Origin of the sequence: Achromobacter sp. ESBL13 (genome assembly GCF_036668755.1) — a bacterium.
GTDB lineage: Bacteria > Pseudomonadota > Gammaproteobacteria > Burkholderiales > Burkholderiaceae_B > Achromobacter.
The window spans coordinates 838,778-852,860 of the sequence record NZ_JAZEVT010000002.1; the positions used below are offsets into that span (position 1 = coordinate 838,778).

Consider the following 14,083-nt stretch of genomic DNA (forward strand, 5'->3'; position numbering starts at 1 on the left):
CGTGGCCGGCCCAGGCGCGGCCGGCCCGGTTTCAGGCGCGGCCAGCTCAGGCGCGGCCAGCTCAGGCGCGGCGGGACTCCAAGGCGGGAAAGGTCTTCAGGATGTGGCGCAGCATGCTGGCCGTGGCAGGCGGCAGATGCCGGCCGGCCAGGCTGATGACGTGCGTGCGGCTGTTGTTCAGGATGGGGTTGGCCAGCGGCAGCGACACCATCTGGCGGAACTGCGCGCCCTTGAGCGGCACGGACAGCGGGTTCACCACATAGCCCAGCCCCTGGCTGGCGAACTCCCACAGGATCTTGAAGGAATTGGTCAGCAGCGCGGGCTTGAGCTTGACGTTTTCGTCCAGTTCGGCCGCCTGGATGTGTTGTCGCACGCCAAACGACTCGTCCATGGCGGCCCAGCCGTAGGGCGCCAGATCCGACAGCCGCAACGCCCGGCGCGACCGCGCCAGCGGATGGTCTTTGTGCACGTGCACGCGCATCGGCGCGGCGCGCGAATAGTGCGACCGCAAGCGCACATCGTTGGGCGGCTGGAAGGCCAGCGCAATCTGCACGCGCTCTTCCACCAGGCAGCGCACCGTCTCGTTGGTGCCCGCCACATGGATGCTGTAGGTGATGTCGGGGTGCTTGCGCACGAAGGACAGCAGCACGGGCTCCAGCACCATGTCGACAAAGCCCTCGCCCAGCGCCAGTTCCACGTGGCCACGCGTCGCGCTTTTCAGATTGTTGACTTCGGCCTGGAAGGATTCGTTCAGGTCCTGCTGGCGGCGGGCGAAGAGCGCCACCAGGCGCCCGGCGTCGGTGGGTACGACGCCGCGCCCACGGCGTTCCAGCAGCGTCAACCCGGTGTCTGCCTCCAGCCTGGCAATGGCGCGGCTGATGGCGGACGGGTCGGTATTGAGCTGATCGGCGGCGGCGCGCAATGTGCCGGTTTCTATGACCTGCAGCAAGCAGAGCGTCCGTTTGAACTCCAGGACATCATCCATGATTGATTTCCATGACGGGCTTCCAGGAAAGACGTACCCCGCGTAGTCGGCCAGGCGGGATCGTTGCAAAAACCGCATCGATAAGGCGCGATCATTGCTATCGGCTTTGTACCCGCGCCTGTCTATAGTCGATAGCCGTATTTCCCCCAAGCTTGTCTACGGAGAGACCGCAACATGGCTAACGTCCCATCGCCCATCAGCCCGGAACTGCTGCGCAATATGCGCGTATGGCGTCGCGACCTGCACGCCCATCCCGAAACCGCCTTCTGTGAATTCCGCACGGCCGACGTGGTGGCGCGCGAACTCGAGCGCGCGGGCGCCGTGGTGCATCGGGGGCTGGGCAAGACCGGCGTGGTGGGCACGCTGGCGCGGGGCACGGGGCCTGTGATCGGGCTGCGCGCCGACATGGATGCGCTGGACATGCAGGAATTGGGCGACGCGTCGCACCGTTCCACCATTGCCGGCAAGATGCACGGCTGCGGCCATGACGGGCATACGGCCATGCTGCTTGGCGCAGCGCATCACCTGGCCGCCGACCCGGGCTGGCGCGGCACGCTGCACCTGATCTTCCAGCCGGCCGAGGAACACGCGGGCGGTGGACTGGCCATGGTGCAGGACGGCTTGTTCGAGCTTTTCCCCTGCGACGCGGTGTACGCGCTGCACAACTCGCCCAACCTGCCGTTCGGCACCGTGTCCACGCGGGTGGGCACGGTGATGGCGAACTGCGACACCTATGAAATCAACATCACCGGCAAGGGCTGCCACGCCGCGCAACCCGAGCACGGCATTGATCCCATCGTGGCGGCCGCCCAGCTGGTTACCGCCATGCAGGCCATCGTCAGCCGCAATGTGAAGCCCACCGATGCATTGGCGCTAAGCATCACCCAGATTCATGCCGGCGATACCTGGAACGTGGTGCCCAACAGCGTCATGTTGCGCGGCAGTTGCCGCACGCTGACCGCGGCCACGCGCGACCTTGCCGAGCGCCGCCTGCGCGAAGTGTGCGCGGGCGTGGCGGTGAGTACCGGCGCCGGTATCGATGTGCAAATGTTTCGCGGCTATCCGGCGTGCGTGAATACGGAAACCGAGGTGGGGCTGGCGGTCCACGCGGCGGCACGCGTGGTGGGCGCGGACAAGGTCGATGCGGCTTGCACGCCACGCATGGGCTCGGAGGATTTTGCGTACATGCTGCAACAGCGCCCGGGCGCGTATGTGTTTGTCGGCGCCGGGCGTCCAGGCGTGGAGAATCCGCCTGTGCACAACCCTTATTACGATTTCAATGACGACATTCTGCCGCTGGGCGCGCACTACTGGGTGGAACTGGTGAAAGCGGCGATGCCGGTCTAAGGCGCCGGCGGCCGCGGCGCCGCCGATGCGACGGGCGCGCACCCGCGCACCAACGCCGCGCCCGCTTCCTCCGACACCGTGCGCAGATGCAGATCGCGCTGCGGGAAGGCGATTTCGATGCCGGCCTGGCGCAGCGCGTCGTACATGCGCGTCAACAGGTCGCTGCGGATGTCGATCCAGCGGTCGAAGTCATACGTCCACGCGCGCACGCTGAAGTCCAGCGTGCTGCTGCCGATGCCCATGAACAGTACCGTGGGCGCCGGGTCGGCGACGATGCCGGGTGTGTCGCGGGCGACGGCATCAAGCAGCGCGATCGCCTGGCGAGGGTCGGTGCCGTAGGCCAGGCCGATGCCGGCTTCGATGCGGCGGCTGCGGTCCAGCATGGTCCAGTTGGTCAGCTTGTCCGCCAGCAGCGTGCCGTTGGGCACGATCACGTCGGCGCCTTCGAATGTCTTGATGCGCGTGGCGCGCATGCCGATGTCGCGCACCTGGCCGGACGTGCCGCTGATCTCGACCACATCGCCCGGTTGGATCGGCCGTTCGAACATCAGGATCAGGCCCGATACGAAGTTGTTCACCACGCCTTGCAAGCCGAAGCCGATGCCCACGCCCAGCGCGCCAAACACGATGGTCAGCTGGCTGGTCTGGAAGCCCGCCGCCGACAGCGCAATGCCCAGGCCCAGCAGCAGCACCAGGTAGTACGACAGCGACGCAACGCTGTTGCCCACGCCACGCGGCAAGGCCATGCGGGTCAGCACTTCGTCGCGCAGAATCAGGCGGATGGTGCGCGCGGCCCAGAAAGCGATGATCACCGAAATAAAAAACAGCAGCACATTGCCCAGGCTGATGGTGATTTCACCGATGGTCAGCGTGTAGGACAGCACTTCGGTCGCGTAGGCATACGTGGCGCGCAGGATGCGAAAGCGGTCCATCGCGTAGACCGCCCAGCCCACGGCGGCCGTTGCGGTCAACAGGCGGATCAGCAACTGCACCAGCGGCGGCGCGTGTTCGCGCGCCAGCCGGAAGCGCGAGATGCCTTGCCGGGTCAGCAGCAATTGCAGCAGGGTGATGATGACCGTCACGCCGGCGTACAGCACCAGCCCGAAGTAGCCGCAGCCGATCACCGCGCTGGTCAGCATTTCCGCCAGCGACACGTTGCCGAACACGTTCGCCACCAGTGATACGCAGAGCAAGGCCGCGGCGCCCCACGCGATGGCGCGCAAGATAGCGGCCAGCCGGACCGAGGCGGCGGGGTGAACCTGGTCGCGCGTGCGGCGCAGCAGCCACAGGATGGCGGCCAGCGCCAGCGCGGTCAGCGCCACGGTGGACAGGCGGTAGAACAGCGTGTTGGCCAGGAACAGAAAGCCCAGGCGCTCGGCCAGGAACAGCGCGGTGATCACGTGCGGCCACTGGTCCAGCTGGCGGCGCGCCGAAGGCGGCAGCAGGCGCAGCACCGGCGCGGCGGCCAGCACCAGCGCTACCTGCTGCACCATCAGGGGCGCGTCGGGCTCCAGCGCCAGCACGCCCAGCATCGACAGCAGCAACCAGGTGGACCAGGGGCGGCCCAACACGCCGGCGGCGGTCTCGCTCATGACGCCCGCGCGGATGGCGTCCCGGCTTTTTCTGGCTAGCCACAGCAGCAGCGGCAGCAGCAACAGTTGCAGCACATGCAGCGCGCGCTGGTTGCCGCTGCCGGCCGCGCCGTAGTCGCGCGCAAAGCGCACTTCGATGTCCAGGCCGGTGCGCAGCAGGGCCAGCGTGTCTTCGCCCGCGTCCTGCGTCCTGCCTGCATCCCAGAGTGGCGGCGAATCGATGCGCATCAGCCGCGCGTCGATATCGTTGATGGCATCGCTGACCGCGCGCTGGCCCGCCTTGATGCGTTCTTCGATGGCGTTGGCGCGCTGCTCAAGCTGGGCCTGGCGCGATAGCGGGCCGGACAAGGCCTGCGCCGCCGCCGTCAGCTGTGCCTGGACGGCATCCACCCGGTCGGCCAACGCCGGCGGCAGCCCGGCGGCCGAGGAAGAGTCCTTGATGGCTTGCCACGCGGCGCGGCGACGCAGCAGTTCGGCGGCGTCGCTGGCGTACCAGGCGGTGGCTTGGCGCAGGTCTGTCTGCCAGTGCGCCAGCCGGTTGGCGTCAAAGACCCAATGCCGCTCCAGGCTTTCCACGCGCATGATGGGCAGCGTGCGCAGTTGGGCAGGCTGGAATTCGTAGAGTTTCTCGTCGGCGGATTTGCCGATGGCTTCAAGCGCGGGACCCAGCGTGGCGTCGGGGTCGGCCACCGCTACGCGCTGCATCACCCCTTCGGCATAGCGGGTGTCGCTATCGGCCCGCAGGGGAATGTCCGCCATCTGGATGGCGGCGGGTGGGGCAGGTGGGGATGGGGAAGGCGGGTCGGCGACCGCCATGCGGGCGGCGGCCAAGGCCAGCAAGCCTAGGGAACATCCGAACAGGTACTTGAGGACTCTGGCTCGGACGCGCATGTCGCGACTCCGTGGGGATGCTGCGAGGCGGGGGGCAATCCACTCTAGCGCATCACCAGTCCGCCGTCCACGAACAGCACTTGCCCCGTCATGAAGCCGCTCCAGTCGGACGCCAGGAACAGCACCGGCCCGGCGACGTCCTCGGGGCGGGCGATGCGCCGCAGCGGCGTGGCCGCGATCAGCTGTTCACGAAACGATTCCGGCGTGGCGCCGCTGGCGTCGGTCGGGTAGACCAGGCCGGGGGCCACGCAATTGACGCGCACGCCATACGGCCCCAGCTCGACCGCCAGGTTGCGGCTGAACGCCACCAGCGCGGCCTTGGCAGTGGTGTAGTCGTGGTACGGCACGACCGGATGCTCGACCAGATTGCTGGCGATGTTGACGATGCAGCCCTGCGCGCGCTGCTTGAAATGCGGCATTGCGGCACGGCACACGTTGAACGCTGCACCCACGGCGCCATCAAACTGCGATTGATAGTCTTGCCATTGCAGCGCATCGAAAGCGGTACGCTGGCGGGGGTCGAACGCGTAGGGCCGCAAGGCATTGTTGACGACGATGTCCAGGCGGCCGGCGTCTTGCACGATGCCATCGACCATGGCGCGCACGGCGTCGGGCACGCCGACGTCAGCCTGCACGGCCCAGGCATCGCCGCCGGCGGCCTGGCATTGCGCCACCACGCCGTCGGCCGCTGCCGTGTTGCGCAAATAATTGACCACCACGGTGGCGCCTTCACGCGCGAAGCTGCGCGCGATTTCGGCGCCGATGCCCCGGCTGGCGCCCGTCACCAGCACCACCTTGCCTGCAAACTTCAACGCAGCATTCATGTCATGCCTCCGGCAGCAAGTGGGTGTCGACAACGGCGGCGATGTCGATGGGTTGTTTGATGAGGCCCAACGCGCGGTAAGCGTCCGCCGCCTGTTGCAGCAAGCCGATATCGATGGTGCCCAACGGCCTGCCACCGGACGCCTGGGAGGCGGCGTTGCGCAGCCGGATCACTTCCAGGTTGACGGCAAGGTCGGTGCCGTCAAGGGCGCGCTTGCCGGCCAGTTGGGCCGCTTCTTCGGGATGCGCGATCATCCAGGCGGCGCTGTCGCGATAAGCCTTCAGGAAGGCGCGCAGCAGCGGCCGTTTTTGCGGCAATGCCGACTCGCGCACGACGAACAGGTCGCTGGACACGTTCAACGTGTCGCTGACCTGCATCACGTTGACCTCGCCCAGGCCGCGCTTGCGCCCCACCAGCAAGCCGGTGTCGGTGGCGGCGGTGGCGTCCACCTGGCCTTGCAGCAGCGGCGCAAAGTTCAGCACGCCGGTGACGACGATTTCAACGTCGGCTTCGGTCAGCCCGGCCTGATGCAGCATGACCAGCAGGTTCTGGCGCGTGCCGCTGGACAGGCTGTAGACGCCGATGCGCTTGCCCTTCAAGTCGGCCGGCCGCGTGATGTTGGCCGACTTCAACGACACCACGTTGAAGACGTTTTGCGGATAGATGTCGTAGATGGCGCGCAGTTTTTCGCCCTTGTCCAACGCCATGAAAAACGAGCCGGGGTCGGTAAAGGCCACGTCGGCCTGGCCGCTGAGCAGGTTGCGGATGGCGTCGCCACCGCCCGCCCCGGGCAAGTAGACAAGGTTCACGCCCTGCGCCTTGAAGAAGCCCTTGTCCGGCTCAGCCAGCAGGTTGGTGATTTCGCTGATGGGCTTGCTCCAGCCAGCCAGGGTGATGGTGCCGGTCGGCGCGCCTTGGGCGTGCACCGCCCACGGCGCCAGGGACGTGGCGGCAAGGCCGGCGGCGGCGGTCAGCAAGCTGCGGCGGGCAGGGGACGAAAGCATGGGTGGGGTCCGGATGAAAGTCATGATTGATCGGCATAGGGACGCAGCAGGCGTCGTTCCAGCATCAGCGTGGCCTGATAGCCCAGCAGCCCGATGGCGGCAATGGCGGTCAGTGCGGCGAACATCAGGGGCGTGTCCATCATGCCTTGCGCGGCAATGATGACGGCGCCCAAACCCCGGCTGGCGCCTATGAATTCGCCCACCACGGCGCCGACCAATGCCAGCACCAGCGCCACGCGCAGGCCCGCCAGAATGCCCGGCAGGCCGGCGGGCAGCTTCAGCCGCAGCAAGGTTTGCGCGCGCGTGGCGCCCAGCATGCGAAACAGTTGCAGCCGGTTCGGATCGACCTGACGCAAGCTGGTCAGCGTGTTTTCCATCAAGGGGAAAAAGCAGATCAGCGCGGTCATGACCACCGTGGGCGCCATGCCGAAACCGAACCACACGACGAACAGCGGCGCCAGCGCCAGCTTGGGGACAACCTGGCTGACGATCACGTAGGGCTTGAGCACGCGGTCCAGCAGGGCCGATTCGGCCAATGCAATGCCGATGCCCAGGCCCGCCGCGCCGCCGATCGCCAGGCCCAGCAGCATCTCGGCAAGCGTCGCGCCGATGTGTGGCCACAGGTAGCCGGTGGCCAGACTGGTCCACAAGGTCTGCGCGATGGCGGATGGGGCCGGCAGCACCAATGCCGAGATACCGGCCTGGCGCACGGTGAATTCCCAGACGCCAAGCAGCGCGATAAGCAGCGCCACCGCCAGCAGGCGGAATCGGAAGGCCGGCGTCATGGGCGCGCCCCGGTCATGAATTCGTACACCTGCGCGCAGGTGGCGTTGAACGCCGCGCCGTGTCGCATGGCTTGCGTGCGGGGCGCGGGCAGGTCCACCGGCAGGTCGGCCAGCATGCGGCCCTGGTGCATGACGGCCACGCGGTCGCCCAGGTAGACGGCTTCGCTGATGTCGTGCGTGACGAACAGCACGGTGGTATTGCGCAGGCGGCACATGCGCAGCAGGTCGTCTTGCAACTCGCCGCGCGTGATGGCGTCCAGCGCGGCAAAGGGTTCGTCCAGCAACAGCAAGGCGGGTTCAAGGATCAGCGCGCGGGCCAGCGCCACGCGGCTTTGCTGGCCGCCAGACAGTTGGCGGGGATAGTGCTGCGCGTGGTCGGACAGGCCCAGCATGGAAAGCAGATCGTGCGCGCGCCGGGTGTCTTCAGGCAGCGGCCGGCGTTGCAACGACACGGGCAGCAGCACGTTGTCGATCACATGTTGCCAATCCAGCAGCGTCGGCGCCTGGAATACATAGCCCAGTTGCGGGCCGGGCGCCGCGGGCGTGCCGTCTTGCAGCACCACGCGGCCGGACTGCGGGGTCAACAAACCGGCGGCAAGTTTCAGCAGCGTGGTCTTGCCGCAGCCGCTGCGGCCAACCAGGCAATGAAAGCCGCCGGCTTGCAGGCGCCAGTCGATACCGTGCACGATGGGCGCGCGGCCGGGGTAGGTGTAGACCGCCCCGTCGATGTGCAGGAAGGGGCGGGACGCGTCCGCAATCATGGTTCGTACGACGCGTAGGGGTCGGCGGCGGTTTCGGCGGACTGTTCGATTTCGGTCATGCGCACCAGGTCCAGCAAGTTGAAGCGGCCGTCGTGATGCCAGCCGGCCTCGGGCATGCTCATCGCCCCAATCGCGCTGACGCGGGTAACGCCCACCGCGCCCAGTTGATCGGCCAGGCGATACAGCTCTTCGGGCGTCGCGGCCACGCCCGCCGTTTGCAGGTAGTGGCGGTGGGGCGCCACGTGCGCCGCCACGTCATCCAGGGCGTCGATGCCCGCCACCACGATGCTGCGTTGCAGGGCCGTCGGCGATAGCGTGGGGGCGGCATCAACATAAGAGACTGCCCAAGCGGCGTCGGGGTCGCCGATCAACGCGTCGGCATCGTGGGACGGCAAGTGCCATTCGATGGACTGCCGCCATTTGGCCACCGCAGCCGATTCGGCCAGGTCCAATGGGCGGCGGGGAAAGCGGCGATGCAGATTGGCCAGCTCGCCCGCCAGGTAAGCCGCAAAGTCGCGCGGCGCTACCTGGCCGCCGCGCTGCACGTAAAAAATCTGCGGCGAATAACAGCCTTGCTGGTCGTAGCGCATCACATCCCATGCCGCACGGCGTGCCAGAGCGGGGGCCTTTTGGGCGTCCAGCGCGGCTGCGCTGACCACGCCGAAGCCCAGCTTGTGGCCATGCGGCAGAAAGCGCGTCGTGACGGGCAGGCGGCGCTGGATGGCATGCAGCGCGTCGTTGCCGCCATACGCCACCACGGTATCGGCCTGCGCGTACAGCGCGGCGGCGTCGTCCTCGCCCGCGCCGCGCCACCAGACCACGGCCAGGCAGTCGGCCAGCGGCGGGTGCACCTGGGCCAACAGGTGCGCGAACCAGCCGGCAAACAGCGGTTCGGCGCTGGGCAGCTTGCCGATATTGCCGGCCTTGACGAGCAGACCGCAGATCAGGCTCCATAACGCCAGCGCGGGCACGTTGCCGGCCCAGCTGTGCACCAGCAATTGCGGGCCGTGGGCGCGCACCGCGCCGCCCTTGGCCGCCGGTTGAAAGCCGTCCAGCACCTTGGGGTTGGCAAAGTCCTCGGCCACAAAGCGATGCAGCTGTGGCGCGCGGAAGGTCTTGAAAAAGCCGGTCAGGCCCAGCCGCACCATTTGCGCGTCATAGCCGCTGACGATCGGCAACAGCGCGTCGGCTTGTTGCCGGACCGGGTCGTCAGGATCCAGCAGCCGGGCAATGGCGCGATCAATCACGTTGATGATTTCCGACACCGTCATCGTCTTCAGATGCCGGGCGCTGGCCTGCTTGACGCGTTCGGCCAGCGCTTGCATCTGTGACGCGGTCAGCACCGGCACGGCCACGTCCACGCGCCGGCCGTTCTGCTCGAAAGGCAGGGTCTGCCATTGGACATCGGCCGAAGCCAGCCCCGGCAGGTATCCCGCATGGACCCGTTGCACGCTCATGGCCGCGCAGACTGAATGAATGCTTCGACGGCCAGCGAGCAGCCCTTCGCTTGCGCGCCTTCGGCACGGCCCAACAGCAAAAAGCCGCCATCGGCCGGTTGCCCGACGTCTTCGGTGAGGATGGTGCTGACCGAGTTGAAGTTGCCCAGGTCGCAGTGCGCCAGAATGCCGCGTTCGCCCGCGGGAACGGTCCGGCCGGTCGCCGGGTCGACCAGGCGCGAGCGGATCCAGTGCGGCCCCGATTTCACGGACGGGACCGTGGCATTGCCGTCGTCGTAAAACTGAGTGCTGAGTTCGGTCATGCCGTACATGTTGATGCACAGCGCTCGCGGCACGCCCAGCAGCTCGGAAAGCTCGGCATAAAAGGTGTCCAGCGGCAGCTCGCGCGACTGGCCCTTGTAGCCGCCGGTATCCAGAATGCGGCTGCCCGGCGGCAAACGGAACGTGCGGCCCGCCTTGCGCAGCGCATCGATCACATGCACGAAGCTGAAGCTGGCGCCCAGCAGCGCGTAGGGCCGGCCATCGCTTTCGGCCTTTTCCAGGCGGCGCAACAACCCATCCAGGTCGATGCCCTGCGGCGACATGAAATAGCGGCTGTCTTCGGTGCCGAACGCGGTCATGGCCAGCGCCAGATAATGCGCCAGCGACGAATTGGGCATGGCGACTTCGTCCGGAAACAGAATGCCTATCGGCAGGCGCGGCGTGCCCTGCATGACGCGCGCGGCGAAATTGCGCGTCATGGACAGGTCGTAGACGTCCAGATGCGGGTGAAAGTGCCGGCCGCGCATATCGGCGCGCGTGGTGCCGCTGGTCATGAAGACACGCTCGTCGGGCCGTGGCGCCTCGCAACGCAGCTCCATCGCCTTGAAGGCGTCGATGGGCACGGCGGGAATGTCGCTCCAGGTCTTCACATTGCGCACGGTGGCGCCGCGCCGCTGGCAAAACGCGCGATACGGCGCGTTGGCGCCATATTGATACGCAAAAAGCCGCAGCGCCAACTGGTCGAACTGCGCGTCGGTGCAGCCGTCCTGGGCAATGAATTCAAGAATTTCCGCGACGGGCGGGGCAGCGTTGTTCATGGGCGTTCGTGGATTCCGGTACAAGGAAGCTCCGAAGCCCGCCCGCGCAAGCGGCGCAAAGGCGCGGCAGGGTCGGACGATTGCTCTTCTTACGCCGGCATGAACCGGGTCAAGTTCGCGGGTCTGAATCTCAGCACTGGCGTGCACCCCGGAGCGAAGGCAATGTTAACCCGCTCTAGGGTTCGCCGCTTAGGTCGAATCCTTGCTGACCATCCATTCGGAAGGCTGCGGGGTCATAACCGCTGGCCAGGACGATGGAACGCACCTGGCATACGCCAGCCTCGCGTAGCCGTTCGCAGTATTTGTGCAGCGAGGAAGCGTCCTCATTGAGGACAAAGGGAATGCGCTCGTGACAAGCCTGGGCAATGAGTTTGATGTCATCACGCGCAACTGCGCGCCCGGTGCCATCGCCCCTTGGGCCCAGCGCATTCCACAATTGGGCGGCTCGCTGCCCGTGCGGGATGTTGAACGGCAGGTGGCGAAACTTTTGCAGTGGTAAGTCGGTCAGTCCTTGCTTGATGCCGAATTCTGCTGCAACGACTGCCGAAAAATAAATCGGCAGAGACTCGTCGAGCATCTGCCGGAAGTACCGGGTGGCAATTTGGTGGTTGGGGCGAGTCGCGTCGACGAGCGAGATCAGATAGCTGGTATCCAGCAACACTGCTGCCGTCATGAGTCGTCGCCACGCAGTGATTCAACCCATCGTGTTGCGTCGGGTACGTCCGCCCAGGCCGCGGTGCCTTTGCGTACCATTCGCTGGAATTCATCGTCGTCGTACGCGGGGTGGTGCACCTCAAACGAGCGCAGATTCAAATTGCGCAATTCACCGGTTCGTAAATTCTCTTCAGCGGTCACGTGCAGCAAGGCTGGGCGATAGAGGCGATTTTCGCTCTCCTGTGCCAGTAATTGCTGAGTGGCGGCTACCGTAAGCGATTTGCCATTTTCAAGCACAAGGTGAACGTTCGCTTTGGTCTTGCCGCCCCAGTCCACGATTTTGCCGTGTAAGTACTTTTCCACGGTTACCCAAATATCGACGGATTGTTTGAAGTCTGACTGGGCATTGACGATCGTCAGCGCGCGCCGCGTGTTGTCTTCAAGGGCGTAAACACGATCGGGATTGTTGCGTGCCTGGGCTTGCCAGCGCTCGATGACCGCCGCGCGCCGGGGATCAATGGCTTCGAGAGAATTCGGGACGGCTAAGCGTTCCACATCGGCCCAGAGCGTTGATGCCGCCAACAACCCTTCGGCGACTAAAACCAGCGACCCTTCTTCTATCGACACCAGCACTGCGGCCGGGTTGACCTCTCGAGTGGACCCTTGCAGAAAGTCGCTGACGTCTTTTTGAAACTCGCCAAGCAGGCTCAAGGGAACAGCCTTTGGGCCCACATCAACGCCGTTGATGCGGTCGCGCACAGCGAAGCGAAGATTGGCGGCCGGTTTCATACCGACGATTGTAGACCTCGTGCCCGGCTTTTTTGCCGGCATGTAATATTTTGCAAGCGGGCGCCGAGGCGGGGGTAAACGCCAGAATTTGGACGTAAAAAAATCCCCACAGCGGTGGAGATCAGGAGGGCTGGTGGCCTGGGGCGGAATCGAACCACCGACACAAGGATTTTCAATCCTCTGCTCTACCGACTGAGCTACCAGGCCAACACGTACTCGGTGCAAAAAGCCCAGCGCGGCGGCTGGGCTTTTTTTGGGACTTGATATTGCTATCGAAATCCCAATAATTCTTTTGGTGGCCTGGGGCGGAATCGAACCACCGACACAAGGATTTTCAATCCTCTGCTCTACCGACTGAGCTACCAGGCCAACGAAGTCCGCAACTATACACAATTTTTTTTGCCCACGCCAGCCGCAGGGGAAGATCCGCCAACTATTTTTCGCCCCGCCGCGCCTGCCAACTGTTGGGTGAATGGAACGGAAGGTGCGACGCAGGGTCGCGCAAGCGGGCGCAAGTGGGCTGGGGATAACCCGCAGGGGTATAATCTTCCAGTTAATTTCGTGGCAGTTCTTTACGCATCCACATGTCGGTAGCTGTCCTTGCCTTCGGTCTGAACCACACGTCCGCGCCGGTTTCGGTTCGCGAACGCGTGTCCATGCCCGTCGATCTGGTCAAGCCTGCGCTGGAAGGCCTGCGTTCGGCATTCGGCGGTTCCGTTCGTGAAGCCGCCATCCTGTCCACCTGTAATCGCACCGAAATCTATTGCGCGGCCGACGGTCACGTCGCTGATCAATTGCCCGCCTGGCTGGCTGAACATAACCGCCTGGACGCCGGCACGCTGCGCCCGCACCTGTACCGCCATCATCAAGACGACGCCGTCCGTCACGCTTTTCGCGTGGCCAGCGGGCTGGATTCCATGGTGCTGGGTGAAACCCAGATCGTGGGGCAGATGAAAGACGCCGTGCGCGCCGCCGGCGAAGCCGGCTCGCTGGGCACCTTGCTGCATCAGATGTTCCAGCGCACGTTCTCGGTGGCCAAGGAAGTGCGGTCGCAGACCGCCATCGGCGCGCAATCGGTGTCCATGGCCGCCGCCGCCGTCCGCCTGGCCGAGCGCGTGTTCGGCAACCTGGACCAGGCCCGCACGCTGTTCATCGGCGCGGGCGAAATGATTGAACTGTGCGCCACTCACTTCGCCGCGCAACGCCCGCGCAGCATGGTGGTGGCCAACCGCACGGCCGAGCGCGCCGAAATCCTGGCCAACCGTTTTTCGGCCAGCACCATGAAGCTGTCCGACCTGACGGATCGCCTGTCGGAGTTCGACGTCATCGTCTCCTGTACGGCAAGCTCCCTGCCCATCCTCGGCCTGGGGATGGTGGAACGGGCTACGCGCCTGCGCCGCCACCGCCCCATGGTCATGATCGACCTGGCCGTGCCCCGCGACATCGAACCTGAAGTCGGCCGCCTGGATGATGTCTATCTGTATTCGGTGGACGACCTGGGCCGGCTGGTGCAAACCGGCACCGACGCGCGCCGCGCCGCCGTGGTGCAGGCCGAAGCGATTATCGAAACCCGCGTCCAGGGCTTCATGCACTGGATGCAGTCCCGCGAAGTGGTGCCCGTTATCCGCGACCTGCACCAGGCCGCCGAAGACGTCCGCGCCGCTGAACTGGAACGCGCGCGCCGCCTGCTGGCGCGTGGCGAATCGCCCGAAGCCGTGCTGGAACAGCTGGCGCACGGGTTGACGCAAAAATACCTGCACGGCCCGCTGGCGGCGTTGAACCGCAGCGAAGGCGACGACCGCAAGCAGCTGCTTGCCTGGATGCCGCGCCTGTTCCCCGGCCGCGATTCCCGCCGTTAGCGAATCTGCCCCACGTCCCGCCTCCTGGCGGGCGTTCGTCTTGTGGGCGCCCGCTAT

At 65.8% G+C, this 14,083-nt stretch carries 12 protein-coding genes, 2 tRNA genes and 1 riboswitch; of the genes, 2 read left to right on the forward strand and 12 right to left on the reverse strand.

Annotated elements, in window-relative coordinates:
- Window positions 1-61: 61 nt before the first annotated feature.
- The gene (locus V6F88_RS12650; RefSeq protein ID WP_332609871.1) at window positions 62-985 is read right to left on the reverse strand and encodes a LysR family transcriptional regulator; all 924 of its coding nucleotides are present in this window, start codon (window positions 983-985) and stop codon (window positions 62-64) included.
- Window positions 986-1,159: 174 nt separating this feature from the next.
- On the opposite strand from V6F88_RS12650, the gene V6F88_RS12655 reads away from it, so the two are divergent.
- Window positions 1,160-2,332, forward strand: a complete 1,173-nt coding sequence (locus tag V6F88_RS12655; protein ID WP_332609872.1) for a M20 aminoacylase family protein — start codon at window positions 1,160-1,162, stop codon at window positions 2,330-2,332.
- On the opposite strand, the gene V6F88_RS12660 is transcribed toward V6F88_RS12655, so the two are convergent.
- From V6F88_RS12660 to V6F88_RS12710, 11 genes are all read right to left on the reverse strand, one after another.
- A complete protein-coding gene (locus V6F88_RS12660) occupies window positions 2,329-4,815 on the reverse strand; it encodes a mechanosensitive ion channel family protein (protein WP_332609873.1) in 2,487 nt (828 codons plus the stop codon). The genes V6F88_RS12655 and V6F88_RS12660 overlap by 4 nt on opposite strands.
- Before the next feature lie 44 nt (window positions 4,816-4,859).
- A complete protein-coding gene (locus tag V6F88_RS12665) occupies window positions 4,860-5,639 on the reverse strand; it encodes a 3-oxoacyl-ACP reductase (protein ID WP_332609874.1) in 780 nt (259 codons plus the stop codon).
- A gap of 1 nt (window position 5,640) precedes the next feature.
- Window positions 5,641-6,642, reverse strand: coding sequence for an ABC transporter substrate-binding protein (locus tag V6F88_RS12670; RefSeq protein WP_332609876.1), 1,002 nt, complete (start codon window positions 6,640-6,642; stop codon window positions 5,641-5,643).
- Between the two features lie 20 nt (window positions 6,643-6,662).
- Window positions 6,663-7,427: an ABC transporter permease gene (locus tag V6F88_RS12675; protein WP_332609878.1), complete on the reverse strand. Its 765-nt coding sequence runs from the start codon at window positions 7,425-7,427 to the stop codon at window positions 6,663-6,665.
- The gene (locus V6F88_RS12680; protein ID WP_332609880.1) at window positions 7,424-8,188 is read right to left on the reverse strand and encodes an ABC transporter ATP-binding protein; all 765 of its coding nucleotides are present in this window, start codon (window positions 8,186-8,188) and stop codon (window positions 7,424-7,426) included. The genes V6F88_RS12675 and V6F88_RS12680 overlap by 4 nt, the downstream gene beginning before the upstream one ends.
- Entirely contained in the window at window positions 8,185-9,645 is a 1,461-nt protein-coding gene (locus tag V6F88_RS12685) for an acyl-CoA reductase (protein ID WP_332609881.1), read from the reverse strand. Before V6F88_RS12685 ends, V6F88_RS12680 begins: the two co-directional genes overlap by 4 nt.
- Entirely contained in the window at window positions 9,642-10,724 is a 1,083-nt protein-coding gene (locus V6F88_RS12690; RefSeq protein ID WP_332609882.1) for a LuxE/PaaK family acyltransferase, read from the reverse strand. Before V6F88_RS12690 ends, V6F88_RS12685 begins: the two co-directional genes overlap by 4 nt.
- Before the next feature lie 69 nt (window positions 10,725-10,793).
- Window positions 10,794-10,885, reverse strand: a riboswitch (TPP riboswitch).
- Between the two features lie 14 nt (window positions 10,886-10,899).
- Window positions 10,900-11,397, reverse strand: coding sequence for a hypothetical protein (locus V6F88_RS12695; RefSeq protein WP_332609883.1), 498 nt, complete (start codon window positions 11,395-11,397; stop codon window positions 10,900-10,902).
- Window positions 11,394-12,167, reverse strand: coding sequence for a hypothetical protein (locus V6F88_RS12700; protein ID WP_219991299.1), 774 nt, complete (start codon window positions 12,165-12,167; stop codon window positions 11,394-11,396). Before V6F88_RS12700 ends, V6F88_RS12695 begins: the two co-directional genes overlap by 4 nt.
- 131 nt (window positions 12,168-12,298) lie before the next feature.
- A tRNA-Phe gene (locus tag V6F88_RS12705) sits at window positions 12,299-12,374 on the reverse strand.
- 86 nt (window positions 12,375-12,460) lie between these two features.
- Window positions 12,461-12,536: transfer RNA gene (locus tag V6F88_RS12710), tRNA-Phe, on the reverse strand.
- Window positions 12,537-12,751: 215 nt separating this feature from the next.
- On the opposite strand from V6F88_RS12710, the gene hemA reads away from it, so the two are divergent.
- On the forward strand, window positions 12,752-14,026 hold the full coding sequence (hemA, locus tag V6F88_RS12715) for a glutamyl-tRNA reductase (protein ID WP_046803238.1): 1,275 nt from the start codon (window positions 12,752-12,754) through the stop codon (window positions 14,024-14,026).
- The last annotated feature ends 57 nt before the right edge of the window (window positions 14,027-14,083 follow it).

Bases quoted from the DNA above. Each gene is read 5' to 3' on its own strand.
- V6F88_RS12690 (WP_332609882.1), bottom strand. From the start codon at position 10,724: ATGAACAACGCTGCCCCGCCCGTCGCGGAAATTCTTGAATTCATTGCC.
- V6F88_RS12675 (WP_332609878.1), bottom strand. From the start codon at position 7,427: ATGACGCCGGCCTTCCGATTCCGCCTGCTGGCGGTGGCGCTGCTTATC.
- V6F88_RS12660 (WP_332609873.1), bottom strand. From the start codon at position 4,815: ATGCGCGTCCGAGCCAGAGTCCTCAAGTACCTGTTCGGATGTTCCCTA.
- V6F88_RS12685 (WP_332609881.1), bottom strand. From the start codon at position 9,645: ATGAGCGTGCAACGGGTCCATGCGGGATACCTGCCGGGGCTGGCTTCG.
- V6F88_RS12665 (WP_332609874.1), bottom strand. From the start codon at position 5,639: ATGAATGCTGCGTTGAAGTTTGCAGGCAAGGTGGTGCTGGTGACGGGC.
- V6F88_RS12695 (WP_332609883.1), bottom strand. From the start codon at position 11,397: ATGACGGCAGCAGTGTTGCTGGATACCAGCTATCTGATCTCGCTCGTC.
- V6F88_RS12655 (WP_332609872.1), top strand. From the start codon at position 1,160: ATGGCTAACGTCCCATCGCCCATCAGCCCGGAACTGCTGCGCAATATG.
- V6F88_RS12680 (WP_332609880.1), bottom strand. From the start codon at position 8,188: ATGATTGCGGACGCGTCCCGCCCCTTCCTGCACATCGACGGGGCGGTC.
- V6F88_RS12700 (WP_219991299.1), bottom strand. From the start codon at position 12,167: ATGAAACCGGCCGCCAATCTTCGCTTCGCTGTGCGCGACCGCATCAAC.
- V6F88_RS12670 (WP_332609876.1), bottom strand. From the start codon at position 6,642: ATGCTTTCGTCCCCTGCCCGCCGCAGCTTGCTGACCGCCGCCGCCGGC.
- V6F88_RS12650 (WP_332609871.1), bottom strand. From the start codon at position 985: ATGGATGATGTCCTGGAGTTCAAACGGACGCTCTGCTTGCTGCAGGTC.
- hemA (WP_046803238.1), top strand. From the start codon at position 12,752: ATGTCGGTAGCTGTCCTTGCCTTCGGTCTGAACCACACGTCCGCGCCG.